Below are 21,705 nucleotides of genomic sequence, written 5' to 3'. Positions count from 1 at the left end.
ATGGTGAATCCCACCTCCCACAGCGAGCCGGACTACTTCACCGGCCGGCACGAACCCGGACCCGGCACGGTGATCGGCATCCTGCTCTGCCGCGGCTTCAGCCTGCTTGATCCGACCGGACCGGCCGGGTGCTGTCACGACCGCCCGGCGCCACCACGAGGGGTGATCGCCGAACGGCAGAGCCCGGTGCGCACCGATACCGGTCACACCGTCGTCGTGGCGGACCGCTTGATCGACGAGGTCGACGCACCGGACGTCCTGCTTGTCCCCGGCGCAACGAACGAGGAATGGTCGTGACCGTGGAGATCCGGACCATGACCGCTGCGGGAGTGTCCGCGGGCATCGACACGGCGCTGTACCCGGTACCCCTACTCACCGACCACGCCGCGGCGAAGGCCACCCAACGGGCATCGAGTACGACCCGCGGCCGCCGTTCGCCGCGGGCGACGTCGTCGACGCCGACCCGGCGCTCAAGGCGCCGGCGCTGCGGTTGATCGCCGAGTCCCGGGTCTGACGAGCGGCTGATCCTCGCGGTGAAGGACTTCGGAGCCGGATGCGTGCGGTGGAGTGGTGATCACCGCCCGTCCTCAGCCCGCCGGACGGGGGCGTGCTCCGGTCGGTAGCCGCGCAGGCGAAGGCTGTTGGCCACCACCAGCACCGAGGACAGGGACATGGCAGCCCCGGCGATGAGCGGGTTGAGCAGGCCGAGGGCGGCCAGGGGGAGGGCGGCGGTGTTGTAGCCGAACGCCCAGGCGAGGTTGCCGCGGATGGTGCGCAGGGTGCGGTTGGCGAGTTCGACGGCGTCGGGCACGGCGTGCAGGTCGTCGCGGACGAGGATGACGTCGGCGGCGTGGGCGGCGACGTCGCTGCCGCGTGCCATCGCCATGCCCAGGTCGGCGGCGGCGAGGGCGGGGCCGTCGTTGATGCCGTCGCCGACCATCGCGACCCGGTGCCCGCGTGCGCGCAGCGACTCGACTGCGGCGACCTTGTCCGCCGGGCGCACGCCGGCCAGGACGTCGGTGATGCCGACCTCGTCGGCGACCGCGCGGGCCGCGGCCTCGTTGTCGCCGGTCAGCAGCACGGTTTTGAGCCCCAGGGCGTGCAGGCGGGCGACGGCGTCGGCGGCGGTCGGTTTGACGGTGTCGCACACGGCGATGCCGCCCACCACGGCACCTGCGCGGGCGACGAGCACACCGGTCGACGCCGCGAGGCCGTCGAGCCACCGGGAGGCCGGCGGCGGGACGGTGACGCCGAGTTCGGTCATCAGCACGGCCGTGCCCACCACGACCGGAGCGCCGTCCACCTCGCCGCGCGCCCCCGCGCCCACCAGCGCCTCGAAGCCGGTCACGGCGGGCAGCGCGTCACCCGCCGCCGCGACCACGGCCGCCGCCACGGGGTGCTCCGAGGCCGCCTCCACCGCGCCCGCCCAGCGCAGCACCTGGTGCTCGTCCGCCTCGGCGAACGCCGTGGTCGCCACGACGGCCATCCGACCGGTGGTGACGGTGCCGGTCTTGTCCAGCAGCACTGTGTCCACCGCGCGGGTGGCCTCCAGCGCCTCCGGTCCCTTGACCAGCACGCCCAACTGCGCCGCGCGGGCCACACCGACCATGAGCGCGGTGGGCGTGGCCAGGCCAAGGGCGCACGGGCAGGCGATGATCAGCACCGCGACCGCCGCCGTGAACGCCTCCCGGGCGGTGTGGCCGGTGATCAGCCACCCGCCCAGCGTCAGTGCGGCGAGCACCAGCACGACCGGCACGAACACCGCGCACACCCGGTCCACCAGGCGCTGGACGGCGGCCTTGCGCTGCGCGGCCTGCTCGGCCAGGACGCTCATCTGCGCGAGCTGGGTGTTGGCGCCGACCTCGGTGGCGCGCACCACGAGCCGTCCGGTGCGGTTGACCGTGCCGCCCACCACGCGGTCACCGGGACCGACGTCGACCGGCACGGACTCGCCGTTGATCGCTGCGGCGTCCAGCGCGGACCTGCCGTCGGTGACCACCCCGTCGGCGGGCAGCGCCTCACCCGGTCGCACGACGAACTCTTCGCCGACCCGCAGCAGCGTGGCCGGAACGGGCTCTTCCACGCCGTCGCGCAGCACGCGGGCGTCCTTGGCCGCCAGTCCGGCCAGTGCGGTGAGCAGTCCCACGGCGTTGCGCCGGGAGCGGGTCTCGAAGTAGCGGCCTGCCAGCAGGAACGTCGTCACCCCGGCGGCGACGTCGAGGTAGACCGCGTCCGCGCCCTGCGCCGTGACGCCGAAGCCCAACCAGTAGCCGGGCCCGGCGGAGCCCGCCACGAGCGACCACACCGCCCAGCCGAACGAGGCCAGCACGCCCAGCGACACGAGGGTGTCCATGCTGGAGGAGCCGTGGCGCAGGGTGCGCAGCGCGGCCCGGTGGAACGGCCAGGCCGAGTAGGCCACCACCGGCACGGCGAGCAGCACGCACAGCAGCTCCCAGCCGGTGAACCGCAGCGAGGGCACCAGCGCGAGGGTGATCGACAGGTTGCCCAGCGGGATCGCGAGCACCGCCGCGACCACGAGCCGCCGCCGCAGATCGGCCACGGCGGCCGTGTGCGCGGCACGGTCGTCCTCGGCTCGGTGGTGCACGCGGGCGTCGTAGCCCGCTTTGCGCACCGCCTCGACCGCGTCGTGCGTCCCCATCCCGGTGGGCAGGTGGACGATCGCGCGTTCGGTGGCGTAGTTGACCGAGGCGCGCACCCCGTCGAGTTTGTTGAGCTTGCGCTCGACCCGCGACGCGCAGGCCGCGCAGGTCATGCCGGACACGGCCAGTTCGACCGGCGCGTCCACCGTGGTGGTCATCTCGTCCTTCTCCTCAGTCCCGGCGACCGGCGAGGTCGGCGAGCATGGCGTTGTAGGCGGCCAGGCGGTCGTCCCCATCGCTGTCCAGGCGGCGGTCGAGCCGGGTGGCCTCGCGGCGGTCGGCGGTGGCCCACTGACGCAGCAGCGCGATCACCACGACCAGCATGGGCAGCTCCCCGGCGGCCCAGGCGATGCCGCCGCCGAGCCGCTGGTCGGTGAGCAGGTCCGGCACCCAGGTCAGGGACAGGTGCCGGTAGTGGGTCTCGGCGATCACCGACCGCGTGTTCATGAGGATCACGCCGAAGAAGGCGTGGAAGGGCATCACCGCGAACAGCAGACCCAATCGCGCCAGGTGCGGCAGCGGTCGGGGTGGCCGGTCCACCCCGATGACCAGCCAGTAGAAGACGTAGCCGGACACCAGGAAGTGCAGGTTCATCACCTGGTGCGCCCAGTGGTAGCGCATGGCCTCGCCGAACAGGTCCGAGAAGTACAGCAGGTAGAACGACGCGACGAACACCACCGCCGCCACCGCCGGGTGCGCCACCAGTCGCGCGGCGCGGCAGTGCACCAGCGCCACCAGCCACGCCCTGGGCCCGGCCGGTAGCGCGCGCAGCGCCAGGGTGATCGGGCCGCCGAGCACCAGCAGCACCGGGCCGAGCATGTTCAGCGCCATGTGGGAAACCATGTGCAGGCTGAACACGCCCGGCGCGAACCGGCCCAGCCCGGACGAGGTCACCACCAACACCACCGCGCACCCGGCCGACCACGCCATCGTGCGCCCGACCGGCCACCCGTCGCCCCGGGTTCGCAGCCGACGCACCCCGACCAAGTAGGCGAGCGCCACCAGCAGGGCGCCCACGCCCAGCACCAGGTCCGGCCGCCAGCCCAGCACCAGCCCTGCGGTGGACGGCGGCTCGGGCAGTTCGTAGCCGAGCACGGTCTCCTGCGCCGACGGGAGCGCGACCAGCCAGGACGGCGGCACCAGGTGCGTCAGCCCGACCGACGCGCCGAGCGCCACACCCAGCGCCACCAGCTCCGCACCCAGCGGCCGGGACCCGCCCCACCGTCGCCGCAGCAGCGGTATCACCGCGCACACCGCGACCTTGACCGCCAGCAGCAGCCCGTAGCCCGACCACAACCCGCCCGGACCGGCCGTGACGAGGCCCGCAACGGTGCCGCTGACCACCAGCACCACCAGGCACACCGCGCTCAGACGGCGGTAGCGGCGCAGCACCTGATCCCGGTGCGCCGCGCCCGGCCGCCGCAGGAACCCGCGCAACGCCACCAACGCGCCGACCCACACCGCGGCCGCCGGCACGTGCCACACCACCGCGTCGGTCGCCAAGTCGTGCCACGCGCCCACCGACACGTGCCCGACCACCACCGGCGGCAGCAACCCCGCCACACCCACGGCGAACCACAGCACCGCGACCGGCCACGTCAGCGTCGAGCGCGCGCCGACCGCCACCACCGACGCGGCCACCGCCGTGCACAACCACGCCTTGGGCTCCTCGGTCGCCGCCACCAGCTCGCCCAGGTGCGCCCACACCACCCCCGGCGGTTGCCCCGAGGCGTCACCGGCCGACAACGGCACCGCCGCCGCCGAGGCCAACACCCAGGCGGTCGCGGCCCCGGCCGCGAGCCGGACCGCGGCGTAGGCATCGGCGGTCAACCCCCGACCGCGCCCGGCCGGCACGACGAACACGGCGAAGGCCAGCGCGCCGACCGCCACCACCGCCCCCGCCTCGGCGGTCAACCGCACCAACCCGAACAGCCACGACGGCACCCGGCCCGGATCGGTGTCACCGAGCACGCCGTGCACGTCACCCGCCACCAGAACCACATAGGTGACGCACGACACCGCCACGCCGACCGCGAGCGCGGCGGCCTTGTCAACCCTCACGACTACACCAGTCGGGCGAACAAGCTCCGCGGTTCCCGGAACTACTCCGATCGTCATCCGACCAACTGGACGAGAAGCCGTCCCCGAGAAGAAGCGACGTACTCGATGTCACGCACAAGCCGCCGGAAGAACCGCAGCATCATGACCGCACGGCGCGGTCCCTCCCTCAACGTCGTCCTCACCGGCGTCGTGGTCCTCGTCGCCGTCCTGGTGATCGCCGGGGTACTGGTGTTCAACCGGTCGGACGACAAAGGCACCGCGTCGAACGAGGCCCTGTTCCCGCCGGGCGCGCACACCCTGTCCAAGGTGGAGGGCGACAAGGTCACCCTGGTGGAGTTCCTGGACTTCCAGTGCCCCGCCTGCGCCTCCTACTACGCGGGCATCACCAAGAAGCTGGAGCAGGACTACCAGGGGCGCATCACGTTCGTGGTCCGCAACTTCCCGCTGGAGATGCACCCGCTCGCGGTGCCCGCCGCCCGTGCCGCCGAGGCAGCCGCGAAACAGGGCGGGTACAACGAGGTGTACCACGCCCTCTACGACAACTTCGACGACTGGGCCGTCGACGGCCAGGCCAGCAGCTCCGACGAGACCCGCGCCACCGCGAAGTTCGAGCAGTACGCCACCGCCGCCGGCCTGGACCTGGCGCGCTTCCGCGCGGACATGGCCTCGGACGAGGTGAAATCCACCATCGACCGCGACGTCGCAGACGGGACGGAACTCGGTGTGAACAGCACGCCGACGCTCTTCCTCGACGGGGAGAGGTTCGAGCCCGCGGGGCGCACCGTCGCCGACGTCGACCGCGAGCTGCGCGCGAAGATCGACGCGGCGCTGGCCGGATGACCCGCGCACTCGCCTGGCTCCACGTCATCGGCGGCGGCCTCGGCCTGGCCGCCGCCGCGGCGCTGACGCTGGAGAAGATCGCCACGCTGCGTGACCCGGCCTACATTCCCACCTGCTCGCTCAACCCGATCATCTCGTGCGGTTCGGTGATGGACAGCCCGCAGGCCGCGGCGTTCGGCTTCCCCAACCCGCTGATCGGCATCGCGGCGTTCGCCGTCGTGCTCACCACCGGCGTCGCGCTGCTCGCCGGGTTCGAACCGCCGCGCTGGTACCGGATCGCGCTCAACGCCGGGACCGCTTTCGGCGTGGTGTTCGTGCACTGGCTGATCGCGGCCAGTCTGTACGACATCCACGCCCTGTGCCCCTACTGCATGGGCGTGTGGATCGTCACCATTCCCTTGTTCTGGTACACCACTTTGGACACCTGGCCCGCCCTCGCGCCGCTGCGCCGGGTGCACAGCGCCGTCCTGGCCCTCTGGTACGCGCTGATCGCCGGCCTGGTCCTGCACGCCTTCTGGGACTACTGGACCAGCCTCTTGTGACGAGTCCCGTGACGACGGCTGCTCGTGAACGGGGGCGCTCCCGTCGGCGCCGTGGAGATGGTCACGCTGACTCCGCGAAGGTCATCCCGCTTCGGTGGCCTCGTCGTCGCCCGCGGCGTGGATCAAGTCTTCGCGGGCCCGGGCGACGCGGGAGCGGATGGTGCCGACCGGGCAGCCGACGACCTCGGCGGCTTCGGCGTAGGGCAGCCCCAGCACCTGGGTGAGCACCAACGCCTCCCGGCGGTCGGGGTCCAGCGCGTCGAGCAGCATGCCGAGTTCGACGGTGGCCTCGAAGCCGGTGTCCACGGTCCTGCGGTCGGCTTCGTACGTCCAGTCCGCGCCCGAGGACAGCCGGGGACGCACCTGCGCCATCCGGATGTGGTCGATGACGACGCGTCGGGCGATGACCAGCAGCCAGGTGCGTGCCGAGGAACGACCGGCGAAGCGGCGCAGGCTGGGCAGGGCGCGGGCGTAGGTCTCCTGCGCGAGGTCGTCGGCCAGACCGACGTCGGCGAGGTGGGCGACGAAGCGCCACACGTCGCGCTGGGTGGCGCGCACGAACCGTTCCAGGGCGGCACGGTCGCCGGAACGCGCGTCGAGCGCCCAGCGCGTCACCTCGTCGTCGAAGGCTTTCACGATTCGGATCGTAACCACACGATGTCGGGAACCGGTGAGCCGAATGGAGCGACTACTGGTGTGTGGACTGCCAATCCTGCCGCGAAGCGCTCTCGGCCCGCTTGGACGGCGAGGCCGAGCCCGTACCCTCCGCCGAGACGGACGCGCATCTGGCACAGTGCACCGCCTGCACCCGGTGGCAGGCGAGCGCACAAGCGCTGACCAGGACCATCCGGGTCCGACCTGTCGGCCCCGACCCGGACCTGGTGAACGCCGTGCTGGCCGCCGCCCCACCCCGTTCCACCGCCGCACTCCGCCACACCGCCCTGACACCGCGCCTGGCGCTCGCCGCGGTCGCCATCGTCCAGCTATGGCTCGCCCTGGCCCAACTGCTCGCCGGGGCCACCGGCGGGCATGCCGGGCACGGGATCTCCACCCACCTGTTCAACGAGGGCGCGGCGTGGAACCTCGCCCTGGGCATCGGCCTGCTGGGTGCCGCCGTGAGCGCGCACCGCGCGGGCGGGCTGTTGCCCACCCTGGGCGGGTTCGTCGCCGTGTTGGTGGCCTTCTCCGTCAGCGACCTGCTCGACGGCACCGCGACCGCCACCCGTGTCGTCTCCCACCTGCCCGTGGTGGCCGGCCTGGTCCTGCTCTACCTCGTCGCCCGAGCTCATCGGGAGCCGACTCCGGGCACGCCCGCCAGTCACGACCGCGATGACCTCGACCGGCACGACCACGACGGTGACGACACCGCTCCGAGCCCTGACGGGCGTCGCGGGCAGCGGCGTCACCTGCGCCCCACCGCCCACCACCGACGAGCCGCCTGACCAACGGACACGCCGGGCCGGTCTCCTTCCACCGCCCCGGCGTCGCACACCGCCGCGATCCCCCTGGCCGGCCGGGCACCCCTTCGCCCGGTCGGCCAGGGCCTTTCCGAGAGTCCCGCCGTTCACCGGAACCTCCGTGGTGGGACCGCGGCCGGCCTGGCGTGGGCGTCGCCGGTCAAGCACGCCAGACGGTGCCCCTCCGCTCGTACTCCAGGAAGGTCTCCGCCTGCTGGGCCGACCGCGGCCCGAGGAAGCGCTCCACGAGCCACAGCGCCACGTCCAGGCCCGAGGTGACGCCGCCGCCGGTGATCAGGTCGCCGTCGTCGACCACGCGGGCGTCGACGACGGTCGCGCCCTGGGCCGCGAGGTCTGCTTTCGCGCGGTGGTGGGTGGTGGCGTGGCGGCCCCTGGTGATCCCCGCGGCCGACAGGACCATGACACCGGTGCAGATGCCCACGGGCAGCGCGTCGACCGCGGCCAGGCGGCGCAGGAACCCCCGGTCGGCCATCAGCCGGCGCACACCGGGACCGGTCGGGTCGGTGTAGCGTCCGCCGCCGGGCACCACCAGCACGTCCGCCTCGTGCGGTGACCACCCCGTGGCCACTTCGACCCGCGCGCCGAAGCTGCACGTCACGGTGCCCGGTCGTCCGGTGGTGACCAGGGTGGTGGTGAGCGCGCCTCCGCTGAGCCCACCGGCCAGGCCGAGCACCTCCGCCGGGGCGGCCCAGTCCTGCTCCTCCACCCCGTCGAACATCAGCACCTGAACCCGCAGCGGGTTCGCCGCCGACGCGGTCGCAGCCGCGGCCACGCCGCCCAGTCCACCCGCCGACAACGCCGAGGCACGCAGGAAAGCACGTCGCTCCACGATGACCTCCCGAATCGATCCCTGGCTGGCAAGACGTGCCCGGCCGCCGTCGGTTCCCGGCACCGACCTGAACGGCACGTGGGCCGCACTGCGCTATCCCCGCGTCCGGACCTGGGGGGTGATGCCGCCGGCGGCGGCCTGGGCGCGGTGCAGGGCGAGTTCGGCGGTGGGGCCCTCGGCGAGCACGATGCCGGTGCAGCAGCGCTGGTCGGCCAAGTGCTCCAGCAGGTCGCCAGGACTCGCGGTCGGGTACCACTCGGGGGCGCCGGGCAGGCCGGGCAGGCGTTCCAGCCCGGTCCAGCCCTCCAGCACCCCGGCCTCGCGGGGGTAGAGCGCCACGAACCCGGTCGCGGTGCCGCCGCCGGTCGCGCCGTCGAGCAGGTCGGGCCGCTCGCCGAGGGCGATCCGGACCATCGCGTCGTAGGCGTTGACGCCCAGCGCCCGGCAGAGGGCTTCGCCGACGAGGGCGCCACCGATGCGGGCGTTGATCTCGACCACCTCGGGACCGGCGGTGGTGAGCACGAACTCGGTGTGCGCGAAACCGCTCTCGTGCCCGGCGGCTTTCAGCACACGGCCGATCCAGTCGCCCAGCCCGGCGAGGTCGGCGTCGGGGAAGGCGACCGGGAACGCGGACGCCTCCTCGCGGCGCGCGGGTTCGGGCGACAGCACGCGGCTGAGCACACCGAGCAATCGGGTCTCGCCCTGCCAGGTGATGGTCTCGGCGCTGTAGAGGGGGCCTTCGAAGTACGGTTCGGCGGTCAGGCGGCCCTTGAGCGGGGTGTCGGCGGCTTCGCGCAAGGCGGCGTCGCGCTCGGCGGCGGTGCGGCACAGCCACACCGCCCGCGACGAGGTGCCCGCCGAGTCCTTGACCACCAGCGGGAACTCCTCCGTCGTGGTGGGGTCGAGCGGGCCGGTGCGGCTGAGTCCGTGCGCGTGCAGCCGGGCCCGGACGGCGGCCTTGTCCCGCAGCACGCGCACCGCCTCCGGTGCCGGCCCGGGCAGGCCCAGGCGCTCGGCCAGGTCCGCGCCGGGCAGCGCCCACGTGTCGGTGGAGCTGATCAGCCCGGCCAGGTCGGGGATGTCCCGCAACGCGCGCTCGCAGGCGGTGACGTCGGTGGTGTCGATGTCCACGACCCGCACGTGGTCGCCGCAGCGGGACAGTTCGTGGCGGTAGATCGTGCGGTCGCCGGTGAGCAGCACGAGGTCGTGCCCGGCGGTGCGGGCGGCGTCGGCGAGGCGGCCGAGTCCGAAGGTGAGGGCTTCCAGCAGCACGACGGTCACGGCACGGGGTCCTTCCTGAGCTCTCGGGGGCGTTCCTGCACGGGCACGACCGGTCCGTAGGACCGGCGTGCCCACTCGATCGCGGCCCACGGCGGGGTCAGCTCGTCCAGCGAGGCGATCTCCGCGGGCTCGAGCAGCGCGGGGTCGAGGGCCTCGCGCCAGCGGGTGAAGACGCGGTCGGTGTAGCGGTGGCCGGTGTCGGCGCCGATGACCACGTGGGTGCGGTCGGGGTGCCGGGCGGCCTCCCACGTCGCGACCAGGTTGGCCGCGCCGGTGGACAGGCCCGCGAACACGGCGTGAGTGCGCATCAGGCCGACGGTGGCGGCCATGGCGTGTCGGAAGTCCAGCCAGTGGATGCGGTCGTAGAGGTGGTGGTGGACGTTGTCGAAGTGGATGGCGCTGCCGATGCCGGCGATGATGGCGTCGGGGTCGGTGAAGCGCTCGCTGCCGAAGGTGACGCTGCCGAAGGGCTGCACGCCCACCAGGCGGGTGTGCGGGTCGTGCTCGCGCAGCGACCGGGCCAGGCCGCCGGTGGAGGCCCCGGTACCGACGCTGCCCACCACGGTCAGCGGCTCGCCGGGTAACGCGCGGCGCAGCAGGTCGGCCAGTTCGGCGTAGCCGAGGTGGTGCACCGGGTCGTGGTACTGGCGCATCCAGTGCACGTCCGGGTCGCGTGCGAGCAGTTCCCGCACCCGTGCCACCCGGCGGCTCTGGTCCAGGCGCAGGTCGTCCGACGGCGGCATCTGGTCGACGGTGACGCCGAGGATCTCCAGTTGTGCGCGCATGGTGTCGTTGACGGTGGTGGAGGCGACGATGTGGCAGCGCAGCCCGTGGCGGTGGCAGGCCATGGCCAGCGCGAGGGCGTAGATGCCGCTGGAGCTGTCGACCAGGGTCTGCCCGCGGCGCACCACCCCGGTGTCCAGCAGTCGGCGCACCGCCCCGAGCGCGGCGTACACCTTCAGGGTTTCGAAGCGGACCAGCACGGTGTTCGGCGAGAGCCGGATCAGGGAGGGTGCTTTGACGGCGTCGGTGATGTGGTCGTGGACCGGCGGCGCCACGGCGTTGTGGTCGAGCACGGTCGTCACCTCCCGGCCGGACGTGGGCGGCGGGTCGTTGTCGTCCCCGGTGGGACCGTCGTGCGGGCCAGGGTCATGATCGAGCCCTTCCGGGTGTGGGGCGGGTCGTCGAGCGGTGGCCGTGCGGGCGGGGGCGCGCGAGTCGCTACCGTGCGCACGGTGGTGCGGGTCGAGCCGGCCGGCCCACCGGGCCTCACCGCTCCCAGTCCTACTGGTCGTCCGCGGCGCCTCGCTGGTTCCCCGGGCGCTGGAATTCGCCCGCGACGACCCGGGAACTCTTCCCCGTGGCGCGACGACCAGTTCTGCGCCGGGCCCGCCGCCCGGCCGGTGCGGGAGGCGACCGGGGCACGGAGGCCGTGCACGGGCTGGGAGGGTTGATGGGGACCGGGTTGTCATCTCGTGCTGGAACCCGAAGGCGTTCCCGGGGAACGGGGGTGACGGAGGGCTTCACGGGTGCGCAGGTCGCGTTGCTGGTGGCCGGGTGCCTGGTCAACGTCGGGACCTTCGCGGTGTACCCGTGCCTGGCCGTCCTGCTGCGCGACCGGCTGGGTGTCGGGATGGCGCAGGTCGGCGTGGTGCTCGGGGCGGCCACGCTGGTGCAGTTCGCCAGTGCGCCGTTCACGGCCGCGTTCGCCGAGCGGATCGGGCTCAAGCGCTGCCTGCTGCTGGCCACGTTCGTGTACGGCCTGGGGGCGCTGACCTACCTGGTCGGGGCGGACGAACCCGGGGTGACGGTGCTCGCGTTGTTCCTGAGCTGCGGTGCCGGGGCGCTCTACTCACCGGCCTATCGCGGCTACCTGGTGCACTCGGCGACCGAGGAGCAGCGGCCGCGGGTGCTGTCGTCGGGCAACGCGGCCGGCAACCTCGGCATCGCGGTCGGGCCGGTTCTCGGGGCGCTGTTCCTGCACCAGCCCGGGCGGTTGTTCGCGATGACCACCGCGCTCTACGCCGTGTTGGCGGTGGCGCACTTCCTCCTGCGCCCGGAGCGGACCACCGGCCCCGGACCTGACGTCGAGCCGTTCCGGCGGGTGCTGCGGGGGCTGGCCGGACTGCCGTTCGCGGTGACCGTGCTGACCCACTACCTCTACATGCAGTTCTACCAATACCTGTCGACCTACGCGGAGGGCCGTGTGCCCACGGCGGTCTACGGGGTGGTGATGGCGGGCTACTCGCTCGGGCTGGTGGCGATGCAGCCGCTGCTGGCGCGGCGGGTCGGCCGCCTCGGCTACCCGGTGGCGATGGCGGTCGGTTTCTGCGGCATGGCCCTGGGCATGGTGGCCTTCGCCGGTGGCCGGGTGGTCGGTCTTGCGGTGGGTGTCGTGGCGATGGCCGTGGGTACCGCGGTGCTGTTCCTCAAGAACGACCTGGAGGCGCTGGCGGGGTCGACGCGGTCGGCCACGGTGACCTTCGGGCAGCAGCGGCTGGCGGTCGGCGTGGGTTCCCTGCTCAGCGGGGTGGTCGGCGGCGCGGCGTACGGACTGTTCGAGGAGGCGGGGCTACTGCCGGGGTTCTGGTTGGCGGTGGCCGCGCAGTGCCTGCTGCTGCCGCCGCTGGTGCTGGTGGTGGCCCGTCGTGCGTCCAGGACGGGGTGACGCGCCGGCGAGCCCCGCGGGATCACCAAGTCGAGGTCGTTGGCTTTTCGTACACGGTGACGTGGTCGCCTTCGCCGCGGAACGGCTCGCGGTGCCAACCGCCCCAGCGGTGTACGCGGCGCAGCCCGGCCAGGCGGGCCATCAGGTCGAGTTCGGCCGGCCAGGCGTAGCGCATGAACGCCGGCGCCAGTTTGATCCCGTGCTCGGTGATCAGCACGTGGTGGCCGTCGAGGCGCTGTTCGACCGGGTCGTGGCGGACTGCGGCAAGTCGCACCCGGTCGAGGCCGACCTGGTGGGTTTCCAAAGTCTGGTTGCGCTCGTAGCGGGCGACGTCGGGCATCGGGCACTCCAGGACGAACCGGCCGCCGGGCATCAGGCGCTTCGCGGCGTTGGCGAAGCAGCGCACCTGTTCTTCCTGGTCCTGGAGGAAGAAGAAGGTGGAGAACACGACGAACACCATGGCGAACAGGTCGTCGGTGCCGTCGTCGACGTCGGCCATGTCGCCGATGACGACGGGGATGCGGTCGCCGCCGGGCTTGGCGCGCATGCGAGCCACCATCGCCTCCGACGCGTCCACGCCCCTCACGTCGAAACCCGCCTCGGCCAGCGGGATCGTCACCCGCCCGGTACCCACCGCGAGTTCGAACACCGACCCGAACGGTCCTTCCCCGATCAGTTCGGCCAGACCCCGCACGGCGTCGGTGGGGTCGTGCGCGGCGTGCCACTCGTCGTAGACGTCGGCGTTGAGCTCACCGTAGGTCTGCGGTCCGAAGCTCTGCATGCGATCTTCTCCTGGGGTGTTTCTTGCGGCCGGACACGTGGTGCGGGCGAGGGGGCAGCGGCCGTCGACCGTCGCGCGACCACGGCACGTCCACCAGGTCGGCCGGCCGACCGGTGAAGTTCCCGGCCCGTGCGGAATCGGGTGTTCCCGCAATCCCCGGGAACCGGATGGCGGTTCGGTACGACTTCTACGGTGGTGGCCGGTTCGACAGCGGCGGGCAGCGGAAGGAACAGGGTGCGCGGTGTCGGGTAGTGGCACGGGTGTCGAGGATGCGGCCGAGGCCGAGGTCGTCGCACCGCCACGCGGGACCGGGGCGCGTCGGCGCGCCGGGTACGTGGCGGGGTTGTTCGGGCTGCTGGTCCTGCTGCTGCTGGGCGCGGTGGTGGTGCTGATCGCGCAGGGCTCGATCGCCATCCCGATCGGGGAGGTGCTGCGCGTCCTGACCGGTCAGGACGCCGAGTCCGAGGTCAACCGCACGATCGTGCTGGACGCGCGGTTGCCCAAGGTCGTGGCCGGGCTGCTGGCCGGGGCCGCGCTGGCGGTGGGCGGGGCGCAGATGCAGACGCTGTTCCGCAACCCGTTGGCCGACCCGTTCGTGCTGGGTGTCAGCTCCGGGGCGATCCTCGGCGCCTCGATCGTCATCCTGGGCACCGGCGGCGTGGGCTGGCTGTCGGGTCTCGGGCTGGTCAGCCAACTGGGGGTGACCGGGGCGGCCGTGGCCGGGGCCGCCGGGGTGCTGCTGATCGCCCTGGGCATCGCCCGCCGCGTCGGCGACCCGGTGGTCGTGCTGGTCGTCGGCGTGATGCTGGGCTACCTGGCCGGGGCCGTGGTGGACATGCTGGTCTACTACACCGATCCGGACCGGTTGCAGGCACTGGCCACGTTCACCCGCGGCTCGGTGCGCAACGTGACGTGGAACGAGTTGCAGGTCATCGCCGTGTCCTGCGCGGTGGTGCTGGTGCTGTCGGTGTTCCTGGCCCAGCCGCTCAACGCGCTGCTGCTGGGCGACCGGTACGCGGGCAGCCTGGGGATCAACGTCCGGCGGGTCCACTTCCTGGCGTTGGCGAGCGTCGCCGTGCTCTCGGGCATCACCACGGCCTACTGCGGGGCCATCGGGTTCGTCGGCTTGGCCGCGCCGCACCTGGCCCGGGGGCTGCTGCGCACCGCCGACCACCGGTTGGTGCTGCCCGCGAGCGCGCTGATCGGCGCGGTGATCGTGCTGGTGGCCGAGTACATCGCCGGCGGCAACGGCCTGACCAGGACCTCGCTGCCGCTCAACTCGGTGACCGCGTTCGTCGGCGCGCCGGTGATCCTGTGGGTGCTGCTGTCCGGCCGGACGAGGAGGCAGGCGTGACGACCGAAAACACCCGGCCGGCCCTGCAGGCCGTGGCGGTGAGCGCGGGCTACCGGCGCCGCCGTCGGCACCCGGCGGTCACCGTGCTGCACGACGTGCACCTGGCCGCCCGTCCCGGTGAGCTGATCGCGTTGATCGGCCCCAACGGCGCGGGCAAGTCGACCTTGCTGCGCACCCTGGTCGGCGCGCAGCCGCCACTGTCCGGGCACGTCCTGCTCGACGGCCGGGACCTCGCGTCGCTGTCGCCGAGGCAGCGGGCGCGGCGGCTGGCGGTCACGCTGACCGAGCCGGTCGACGTGGGGCAGATGAGCGTCGAGGCGGTGGTGGCGCTGGGCCGGATGCCCTACCGGTCCTGGGTCGGCAGGGAGAAGGACCGGGACCGGGCCGCGGTGGACCGGGCACTGGTCGACGCGGGGGTGGCGGAGTTGCGTGACCGCCCGTTGACCGACCTGTCCGACGGCGAGCGGCAGCGGGTGATGGTCGCCCGTGCCCTGGCGCAGGAACCGGCGGTGCTGGTGCTGGACGAGCCCACCGCGTTCCTCGACGTGGCCCGCCGCATCGAGTTCGCGGCGATGCTGACCCGGCTCGCCGCGACCACCGGTGCCGCGATCGTGCTGTCCACCCACGACCTGGGGTTCGCGCTGCGCCGCGCCGACCAGGTGTGGCTGGTCGCCGGCGGCGCGGTGACCGCCGGCGCGCCCGAGGACCTCGCCTACGGCGACGCCGTCACCCGCACCTTCACCGGCGAGAACATGTCCTTCGACGACGCCGCGGCCACCATCGTCGTCGCCGACGACACCCAACCCGGAGCGACCGTGCGGGTGGTCGCCGCGGGGCGGCTGCGGCAGTGGGCCGAACACGCCGTGCGCCGCGCCGGGTGGGAGCCGACCGCGCAACCGTGCGGCCACGTCCTGAGCGTCGAGCACGGCACACCGTGTCGCTGGAACGTCGACGGGGCGCACCGCGCGCAGGGCGTCGGCTTCGACTCCCTGGTCACCCACCTGCGCGGCCGCACCGCACCACTGCCCGAAGACGCACGGACCGGGTGACTTCCGTTCCCGCCACCGCACCCCCTCACGCACACGCAGGAGAGCACCACCGTGAACACACTCATCCGCTCGGCCGTCGCGCTGCTCGCGCTGCCCTTCGCCCTGGCCGGCTGCGGGGGATCGAGCCCTGGCCCGGCGGGCGGCCAGGCCGGCGCGGAGGGCTGCGTCACCGACTACGCCGAGGGTCGTGACTACTTCCCCGACAAGAGCACCGTCACCGAGTCCGAGCTGTGGAAGATCACCTACCACGGCTCGTACAAGACCATCACGCTCACCGACACCGAGAACACCGACGGCCCCGAGCTGAAGTACGTGCTCCACCAGTGCGGCACACCCCGCCCCGAGGCCACCGGCGACCTGGAGGGCGCGCTGGTCGTCCAGGTGCCGGTCACCAACGTGTCCGTCACCTCGTTCAACGCGCTCGCCATGGTCGACCGGCTCGGCAAGAACAAGACCATCACGGGCTTGAGCGGCCAGCTGCTGGGCAACGCGGAGAAGGACGAGTGGTACGCCGGGGTGGCCGGGGCCGCGGGCAAGCCGATGTCGATCGGCGAGTACACCGACTTGAACAAGGAAGCCGTCCTCGGCCTGAAGAACCAGGTCATCCTCATGTCCGGGTTCGGCAAGGGCTTCGACGACATCAGCAACGCCCGCGCCGCGGGCATGCCCGGCGTGAGCGTGTCCAACCGGCTGGAGCGCCACGCCCTGGCCTCCGCGGAGTGGATCAAGATGGTGGGGGCGTTCTACAACGCCGAGGCCGCCGCCAACACCGAGTTCGACAAGATCAAGGCTCGCTACGACGAGGTCGTCTCCACCGTCTCCGGCAAGATCGACAACCGCAGGGCCGGCTACCTGTGCGTCAGTCCCGAGCGCGGCTGCGAGTTCGTCCACGGCCACGGCGCCGAAACCCTCGTCGGTCGCCTGCTCACCCAGCTCGGGGTGGACAACGTCTTCGCCCCCGACAACCCCGCGGCCAACGGCCGGCCGTACGACTTCGAGAAGGCCGTGGGCACCGCGGCCGACGCCGACTTCTTCATCGTCTACGACCCCGTGAAGATGACCCGCGACGCCCTCAAGGCCGACCCGCGCACCAACCAGTTCAAGCCCTTCCGGGACAACAACTTCATCGCCGGGGTCGACGAGAACTTCGAGGAGTGCCGCGCCAAGACCTACCTCGACGTCGACGTCCTCGTCCGCGACTTCGCCATCGGCCTCGCCCCCGAGCTGTTCCCCGGCGCCGAGGGCACCTGCTTCGTCCGCGCCTCCTGATCCTCGGGTCCGCCGGGCCCCCGTGCCCGGCGGACCCGCCCCGCTCTCAGGCCCGGGTGCCCCGCACGATCAGCCGGCGGGCGTGGTTGTCGTAGGGGGAGGCGTCGAAGTCGCCGAAGCACTCGACGCCGGTGAACCCGGCGGCCTCGAACAGGGCCCGCAGCTCGGCGGCGCTGTAGAGGGTGGAGTACAGCGACGTGCGCCGCACCTCGTCCCCGCGCACCCACGTCCAGTCGCTGCGCACGCGCGTCCAGTCGTCCAGCACGGTGTCGCGCATGAACACCGTGCCGCCGCCCACGTCCACCGCCTGCGGGCGGCCGACCCACCCGGCGAACACCTCCTTGCCCAGCACGTCCACCAGCAGCCGCCCACCCGGGGCGAGGCTGGTGTGCGCGTTGCGCAGCACCGCCAGGTTCTCGCCCGGCTCGGTGAAGTAGCCGAACGACGTGTACATGTTGATCACCAGGTCGTAAGCGCCCGCCTCGACGTGCTCGCGCATGTCCGCCCGCACCAGCCGAGCCCGCACCCCTTCCCGCTCGCACACCTCGCGCGCCCGCGCCAGCATCGCCTCGCTCAGGTCCACCCCGGTGACCACCGCCCCCTGGCGCGCCAGCGGCACCACGTGCGTCGCCGGCCCGCACGCCAGGTCGAGCACCCGGTCACCGGAAGCGACCTTGAGCAGCGGCGAGATGACCACCAGGCGTTCGGCCTCCGCCGCACGACGCGGCGGGAACATCACCTCGGCGAACCCGACCCAGAGATCGTCGTCCTCGTACCAGTCCATGCCGCTCCAACCGCGTCGTCCCGTGTGGAATCGCACCGCTCCGGTCCTATGGTCGTCGCCGGGCGCCCACTGGTTCCCGCAACGGGTGAACCCCGGCCGACCTCGCGGGAACTCCCCGGCACACCGGGCCGACCACTGGTGGTGACAAGTCGGCCCTCGCGATCGGGGACATCGATGCGACCCACGCAGGCAGCTCGCGCCTACCCCTTCCGCGAACCGACCGCACTGGTGCTGGAACCGGAGTACGCCCACCTTCGGCAGCACGAACCGCTCAGCCGCGTCCGCCTGCCCTACGGCGGCGAGGCTTGGCTGGCCGTGCGGCACGAGGATGTCCGCACAGTGCTCGGCGACCCCCGCTTCAGCCGTGCCGCGCTGCTGGACCGCGACGTGCCCCGGGCCTCACCGCGCAGGCACACCGACGCGACGCTGCACACGGTGGACCCGCCCGAGCACACCCGGCTGCGCCGCCTGGTCGCCGCCGCCTTCAGCCCCCGGCGGATAGAGCACCTGGCCGGACACGCTCAACGCGTCACCGACGACCTGCTCGACCGCATCGAGGAACAAGGGCCGCCCGCCGACCTGATCACCGGCTTCGCGGTGCCCGTGCCCGTCGCCGTCATCTGCCAGATGCTGGGCGTGCCGGTGACCGACCGCGAGGAGTTCGCCGGGTGGATCGACGTCGCCCTGGCCACCACCGCGTTCTCCAGCGAGGAGATCCACGCCGCGTTCGCGCGGTTGAAGGACTACGTGGCCGGTCTCGTCGCCGCCCGCCGCCGAGAACCGGGCGACGACCTGCTCGGCGCCCTGGTCGAAGCGCGCGACACCGGGGACCGGCTCAGCGAGGACGAGTTGGTGGTGCTGGGGGTGACCCTGCTGTACGCGGGCCTGGAGACCACGACCAGCGAACTGGGCAACGGCATCTTCACCCTGCTCACCCATCCCGACCAGCTCGCCGCGCTGCGCGCCGACCCGGCGTTGATCGACCGGGCGGTGGACGAGCTGCTGCGCTTCAACCCCCTGGTGACCTCGGCGGGGTTCACCCGCATCGCGCGGGAGGACGTCGAACTGGGCGGCGCGCTCGTCCGCGCCGGTGACGCGGTGATGGTGCACCCCGACGCCGCCAACCGCGACGGGCAGGTCTTCGACCATCCCGACGAACTCGACGTCACCCGCAAGCCGAACCCGCACCTCGCGTTCGGGTACGGCCTGCACTACTGTGTCGCCGCGCAGCTGGCCAAGGCCGAACTGCGGGTGGCCATCGGGTCCCTGCTGCGTCGCTTCCCGCACCTGCGCCTCGCGGTGGGGCCGGAGGAGCTGTCCTGGCGGCACGGCCGGATGGCACGCGGCCTGGCCCGACTCCCCGTCACCTGGTCTTCCGCACTCTGACGACGAGGAACACCGGCGGATCTTCGGGATCATGGCGACGCAGCCTCACCGCCGGATCGTCCTCGACAGCTCCCGGGCACGCGACTCGGCGATGCACTACCCGACGCCGCACCCCACGTCGGGGAGACAGCAACACGGCGAGGACGGCCGAGGCAGGCAGCACGACCGGTCGGGTGGCGGTTCAGGACGTGGGGCAGGACGAGGGCGACGGCCAGGTGCGCGGCGGGCAGACGGCGCAGCCGGGGCCTGCCCAGGTAGAGGTGGGTACCGCGGGTGATGGCGGCGAACGAACGCTCGGACGACGTGGTACTGCGTGAGTGCCGGTCAGACGTGGTGTCCCCCCTGCCTGGTGACGGTGGCGCCGGCGACCGGGCAGGCGCGGCACGTGTGGCCGGTGGGCGTGCGGTAGAACAGGCAGCAGCTGCGGCGGGTGCCGTCGGGGGACAACGCGTCGCGCAGCTCCGATGTGGTCAGCAGGCGGTCGCCGAGGTCGTGGAGATCGGCGGGCAGGGGGCGCAGGGCGCTGCGCAGGGCCGCGGCGGCGTTGCCCCGCAACAACCCCTCGGCGACCTTGGCGACGGCGCGCAACCCGGTGTGGAACGGCTTCAAGTGCTCCTCGACCACCGCCCGCAGCAGCAGCGGCGCGGGATCGCCGGTGACGATCCAGCCGCCGGGCTCCGGCAGGGCGAGCCGCACGGAGGCGTCCTCACCGACGCGGTAGCGCAGCCGGTCCAGGTCGGGGACGACCCCGTTGAAGGCCAGCGCGCCCAGGGCCGCCGACCACAGCCCGGCCGCGACGAGGAACTGCAGGGTCGAGGCCGCCACGCGCGCCTCCGTCGTCCCGAACCTCGCGCCGACCCGCCGCACGGCCTCGGCCAAGGCGACGGGATCGTCGTGGAACGAGCGCAGCAGCTCGCCGCTGTGATCGTCGTCGACGGTGAAGTACCGGCCGACGCCCGCCTCCGACGCCAACGCGGCGGCGACGTCGGCAGGGTCGGCGCGCCGGATCGCGCGCGGCCCGGTGGACAACGTCCGCGCCCACCGGAGCACGGCCGCGACGTCGGGCAGGTCGGTTCGTCGACCGTCCGCGAGCCCGACACGGCCGTCGGGCCCAACCCGGATCTCGACGTCGGCCGGACCCGGGCCGGCGATGCCGATACCGGCGCGGGCCAGGACCGGACCGAGCACGGGGGAGTCGGGGCCGGGAATCCGGCAAGTCGTGGTGTGCGGTGATCGCTGTACGAGGGCACCCGCGGCCCTGTCGACGGCAGGTTCGTCGTCCAAGGCCGCGGAGAGCACACCATCGATCGCGAGGCGTTCGGAAGTGCGGGCTCGCGACGCGCCGCCTCGGGCGACCACCCGCGCCACGTCCTGCTCGCCTGCGGTCCGCGCCCCGGAGGCCCCGCCGGGCCGCGTCGTGCCGGGCGAGGCGGTCGGCCCGCGCAGGACGGTGCGGTCGCACCGGTCGACCGCGGTTTCGTGCGGCAACGACGTCACTGGCCTCACAGGTGCCTCCGGGAGTGAGTGGTGGCGTGAACCGGCGGCGTGTCGTGCTGCGCGGCGGGGACCGGGTTCCTCGTCCCCGACCCCCGCTGCTCCCTGCGATCGGGCTCAACGTGGAAGGCCCGTGTACAAGTGGTCGTTCGACACCTGGGATCGGTTCCCCTACCGAGACGGCTGACATGCGCCCAGTGCTTCCAGCCGGCGCATCCACCGGACGGAGCGGGTACAGCGCGGAAAAGGCGCCTATCGGCATGACCACGAGCGGGTGGGGCGGCAGGTGAGGAGACGATCACAGCCGGTGCGACGGCGGTCGCGGTGGTGGCGGTCGTGCTGACGCCGGTCCTGTTCCGGTGCGGACGGGAACGGCAGGTTGACTGCTCGAACCACCGACCTGCCCATCCCCGCCGTCGCCGAACGCAGCGGCCACGGCTCCGCCAGTGCACTGCGTGCCCACTTCGACCCGAACTGCGCACCAGCCCTCAGCGATGCCGGCAGACCTCCCGCGCATCGACCGGCCATCGACACCATGCAGGGTGAACGACCGAACCACGACCGTCGCGCCCCGTGCGGCGCCCGTCGAGGTGGCTCAGGACGTGGTGAGGTGGACCAGCGCCGCGATCACCGGTCCTGCGGACTGCGCACCTGTACGAGGGCCCGCTACTCTTCCCGCATGGTGCGGACCACCGACGCGGCGGGCCACCGGTGATGCTGGTCGTCGTCGGTGTGCTCGCGCTGATCTTCGTCGCGGGCTGTGGCTGGGCGATCGGTACGGGTCGTGCCGGCGACGTGGTTGCCCGGTTGACACCGATGGCGAAGTTGGCCGCGTTCGGGGTCGTGCTGGTGTTGGTGGCAGCCACCGCGTGGACCCTAGGTTCAGCAGTGGGACCGATCGGCGACTCGCCCGCGTCGGTGAGCCCCGAGCCCGGTCACGGCGACGAGAGCGGTCACACCGGTCACGACAAGTGACGAGGTTTCTCTCGTCGCCTTTCCCCCGACTGCCGACAGCGAATGCGCGGACTCCACACGGGACAGGCCCTTTGCGAAATCCGGTCGCCCACGGGTGATCCGGCCCTGCGTGAAGGACATGGCCGGGCGTGGCGCGGAATCCCGTCTCCGGAACCGGCCCGACGCCGTCACCGAACGCGAACGCGGCGAGGCCGCCGTAGTCGTCGCGGCGGCCAACCAGTGCGCAGGTGACGCTGGTCTGCCATCGAATTCTG

19 protein-coding genes and 1 pseudogene are annotated in these 21,705 nt (G+C 72.8%); 11 read left to right on the top strand and 9 right to left on the bottom strand.

Annotated features, from left to right (window positions below):
- A complete protein-coding gene (locus ACR807_RS15655; RefSeq protein WP_438922041.1) occupies positions 1-297 on the top strand; it encodes a type 1 glutamine amidotransferase family protein in 297 nt (98 codons plus the stop codon).
- A 277-nt stretch (positions 298-574) separates the two neighbouring features.
- Here the strand turns inward: ACR807_RS15655 and ACR807_RS15650 are convergent, their stop codons facing one another.
- Together ACR807_RS15650 and ACR807_RS15645 are read right to left on the bottom strand one after the other, a co-directional pair.
- Positions 575-2,818, bottom strand: a complete 2,244-nt coding sequence (locus ACR807_RS15650; RefSeq protein WP_438922040.1) for a heavy metal translocating P-type ATPase — start codon at positions 2,816-2,818, stop codon at positions 575-577.
- Positions 2,819-2,831: 13 nt separating this feature from the next.
- Entirely contained in the window at positions 2,832-4,721 is a 1,890-nt protein-coding gene (locus tag ACR807_RS15645) for a bifunctional copper resistance protein CopD/cytochrome c oxidase assembly protein (protein WP_438922039.1), read from the bottom strand.
- A 141-nt stretch (positions 4,722-4,862) separates the two neighbouring features.
- Here ACR807_RS15645 and ACR807_RS15640 point away from each other — a divergent pair, with 141 nt between their 5' ends.
- Positions 4,863-5,561 carry a DsbA family protein gene (locus ACR807_RS15640; RefSeq protein WP_438922038.1) on the top strand — a complete coding sequence of 233 codons (699 nt, stop codon included), beginning with the start codon at positions 4,863-4,865 and terminating at the stop codon, positions 5,559-5,561.
- Positions 5,558-6,103 (top strand): vitamin K epoxide reductase family protein, encoded by a 546-nt coding sequence (locus tag ACR807_RS15635; RefSeq protein ID WP_438922037.1) that lies wholly within the window; start codon positions 5,558-5,560, stop codon positions 6,101-6,103. Before ACR807_RS15640 ends, ACR807_RS15635 begins: the two co-directional genes overlap by 4 nt.
- 81 nt (positions 6,104-6,184) lie before the next feature.
- On the opposite strand, the gene ACR807_RS15630 is transcribed toward ACR807_RS15635, so the two are convergent.
- The gene (locus ACR807_RS15630; protein ID WP_438922055.1) at positions 6,185-6,748 is read right to left on the bottom strand and encodes a sigma-70 family RNA polymerase sigma factor; all 564 of its coding nucleotides are present in this window, start codon (positions 6,746-6,748) and stop codon (positions 6,185-6,187) included.
- A 53-nt stretch (positions 6,749-6,801) separates the two neighbouring features.
- Between ACR807_RS15630 and ACR807_RS15625 the strand changes: the two are divergent.
- A pseudogene (locus ACR807_RS15625) lies at positions 6,802-6,897 on the top strand (zf-HC2 domain-containing protein); the annotation flags it as partial.
- 87 nt (positions 6,898-6,984) lie between these two features.
- On the top strand, positions 6,985-7,545 hold the full coding sequence (locus ACR807_RS15620) for a zf-HC2 domain-containing protein (RefSeq protein ID WP_438922056.1): 561 nt from the start codon (positions 6,985-6,987) through the stop codon (positions 7,543-7,545).
- Positions 7,546-7,720: 175 nt separating this feature from the next.
- Here the strand turns inward: ACR807_RS15620 and ACR807_RS15615 are convergent, their stop codons facing one another.
- From ACR807_RS15615 to ACR807_RS15605, 3 genes are all read right to left on the bottom strand, one after another.
- Positions 7,721-8,410 carry a DJ-1/PfpI family protein gene (locus ACR807_RS15615; protein WP_438922036.1) on the bottom strand — a complete coding sequence of 230 codons (690 nt, stop codon included), beginning with the start codon at positions 8,408-8,410 and terminating at the stop codon, positions 7,721-7,723.
- Between the two features lie 93 nt (positions 8,411-8,503).
- Positions 8,504-9,691 carry an ATP-grasp domain-containing protein gene (locus ACR807_RS15610; RefSeq protein WP_438922035.1) on the bottom strand — a complete coding sequence of 396 codons (1,188 nt, stop codon included), beginning with the start codon at positions 9,689-9,691 and terminating at the stop codon, positions 8,504-8,506.
- Complete coding sequence (locus ACR807_RS15605) at positions 9,688-10,767, bottom strand: pyridoxal-phosphate dependent enzyme (RefSeq protein ID WP_438922034.1); 1,080 nt, start codon at positions 10,765-10,767, stop codon at positions 9,688-9,690. The genes ACR807_RS15610 and ACR807_RS15605 overlap by 4 nt, the downstream gene beginning before the upstream one ends.
- A 434-nt stretch (positions 10,768-11,201) precedes the next feature.
- Here ACR807_RS15605 and ACR807_RS15600 point away from each other — a divergent pair, with 434 nt between their 5' ends.
- Positions 11,202-12,359, top strand: coding sequence for an MFS transporter (locus ACR807_RS15600; protein WP_438922033.1), 1,158 nt, complete (start codon positions 11,202-11,204; stop codon positions 12,357-12,359).
- 22 nt (positions 12,360-12,381) lie between these two features.
- On the opposite strand, the gene ACR807_RS15595 is transcribed toward ACR807_RS15600, so the two are convergent.
- Complete coding sequence (locus ACR807_RS15595) at positions 12,382-13,140, bottom strand: class I SAM-dependent DNA methyltransferase (protein WP_438922032.1); 759 nt, start codon at positions 13,138-13,140, stop codon at positions 12,382-12,384.
- A 241-nt stretch (positions 13,141-13,381) separates the two neighbouring features.
- Here ACR807_RS15595 and ACR807_RS15590 point away from each other — a divergent pair, with 241 nt between their 5' ends.
- From ACR807_RS15590 to ACR807_RS15580, 3 genes are read left to right on the top strand one after another with little or no spacing between them, the layout of a single operon-like run.
- Entirely contained in the window at positions 13,382-14,494 is a 1,113-nt protein-coding gene (locus ACR807_RS15590; protein ID WP_438922031.1) for a FecCD family ABC transporter permease, read from the top strand.
- Positions 14,491-15,543, top strand: a complete 1,053-nt coding sequence (locus ACR807_RS15585; protein WP_438922030.1) for an ABC transporter ATP-binding protein — start codon at positions 14,491-14,493, stop codon at positions 15,541-15,543. Before ACR807_RS15590 ends, ACR807_RS15585 begins: the two co-directional genes overlap by 4 nt.
- A gap of 51 nt (positions 15,544-15,594) precedes the next feature.
- Positions 15,595-16,812: an ABC transporter substrate-binding protein gene (locus ACR807_RS15580; RefSeq protein WP_438922029.1), complete on the top strand. Its 1,218-nt coding sequence runs from the start codon at positions 15,595-15,597 to the stop codon at positions 16,810-16,812.
- Positions 16,813-16,858: 46 nt separating this feature from the next.
- Here the strand turns inward: ACR807_RS15580 and ACR807_RS15575 are convergent, their stop codons facing one another.
- Positions 16,859-17,596 carry a class I SAM-dependent methyltransferase gene (locus ACR807_RS15575; RefSeq protein ID WP_438922028.1) on the bottom strand — a complete coding sequence of 246 codons (738 nt, stop codon included), beginning with the start codon at positions 17,594-17,596 and terminating at the stop codon, positions 16,859-16,861.
- Positions 17,597-17,770: 174 nt separating this feature from the next.
- Here ACR807_RS15575 and ACR807_RS15570 point away from each other — a divergent pair, with 174 nt between their 5' ends.
- Positions 17,771-18,982: a cytochrome P450 gene (locus ACR807_RS15570; RefSeq protein WP_438922027.1), complete on the top strand. Its 1,212-nt coding sequence runs from the start codon at positions 17,771-17,773 to the stop codon at positions 18,980-18,982.
- A 324-nt stretch (positions 18,983-19,306) separates the two neighbouring features.
- On the opposite strand, the gene ACR807_RS15565 is transcribed toward ACR807_RS15570, so the two are convergent.
- Entirely contained in the window at positions 19,307-20,170 is an 864-nt protein-coding gene (locus ACR807_RS15565; RefSeq protein ID WP_438922026.1) for a (2Fe-2S)-binding protein, read from the bottom strand.
- Positions 20,171-21,187: 1,017 nt separating this feature from the next.
- Here ACR807_RS15565 and ACR807_RS15560 point away from each other — a divergent pair.
- A complete protein-coding gene (locus tag ACR807_RS15560; RefSeq protein WP_438922025.1) occupies positions 21,188-21,451 on the top strand; it encodes a hypothetical protein in 264 nt (87 codons plus the stop codon).
- Positions 21,452-21,705 lie beyond the last annotated feature (254 nt).

Source organism: Saccharothrix sabaoui (assembly GCF_051756985.1).
Lineage (GTDB): Bacteria > Actinomycetota > Actinomycetes > Mycobacteriales > Pseudonocardiaceae > Actinosynnema.
The sequence above is the reverse complement of the archived record's forward strand: the minus strand, read 5'-3'. Positions and strand labels throughout refer to the sequence as shown.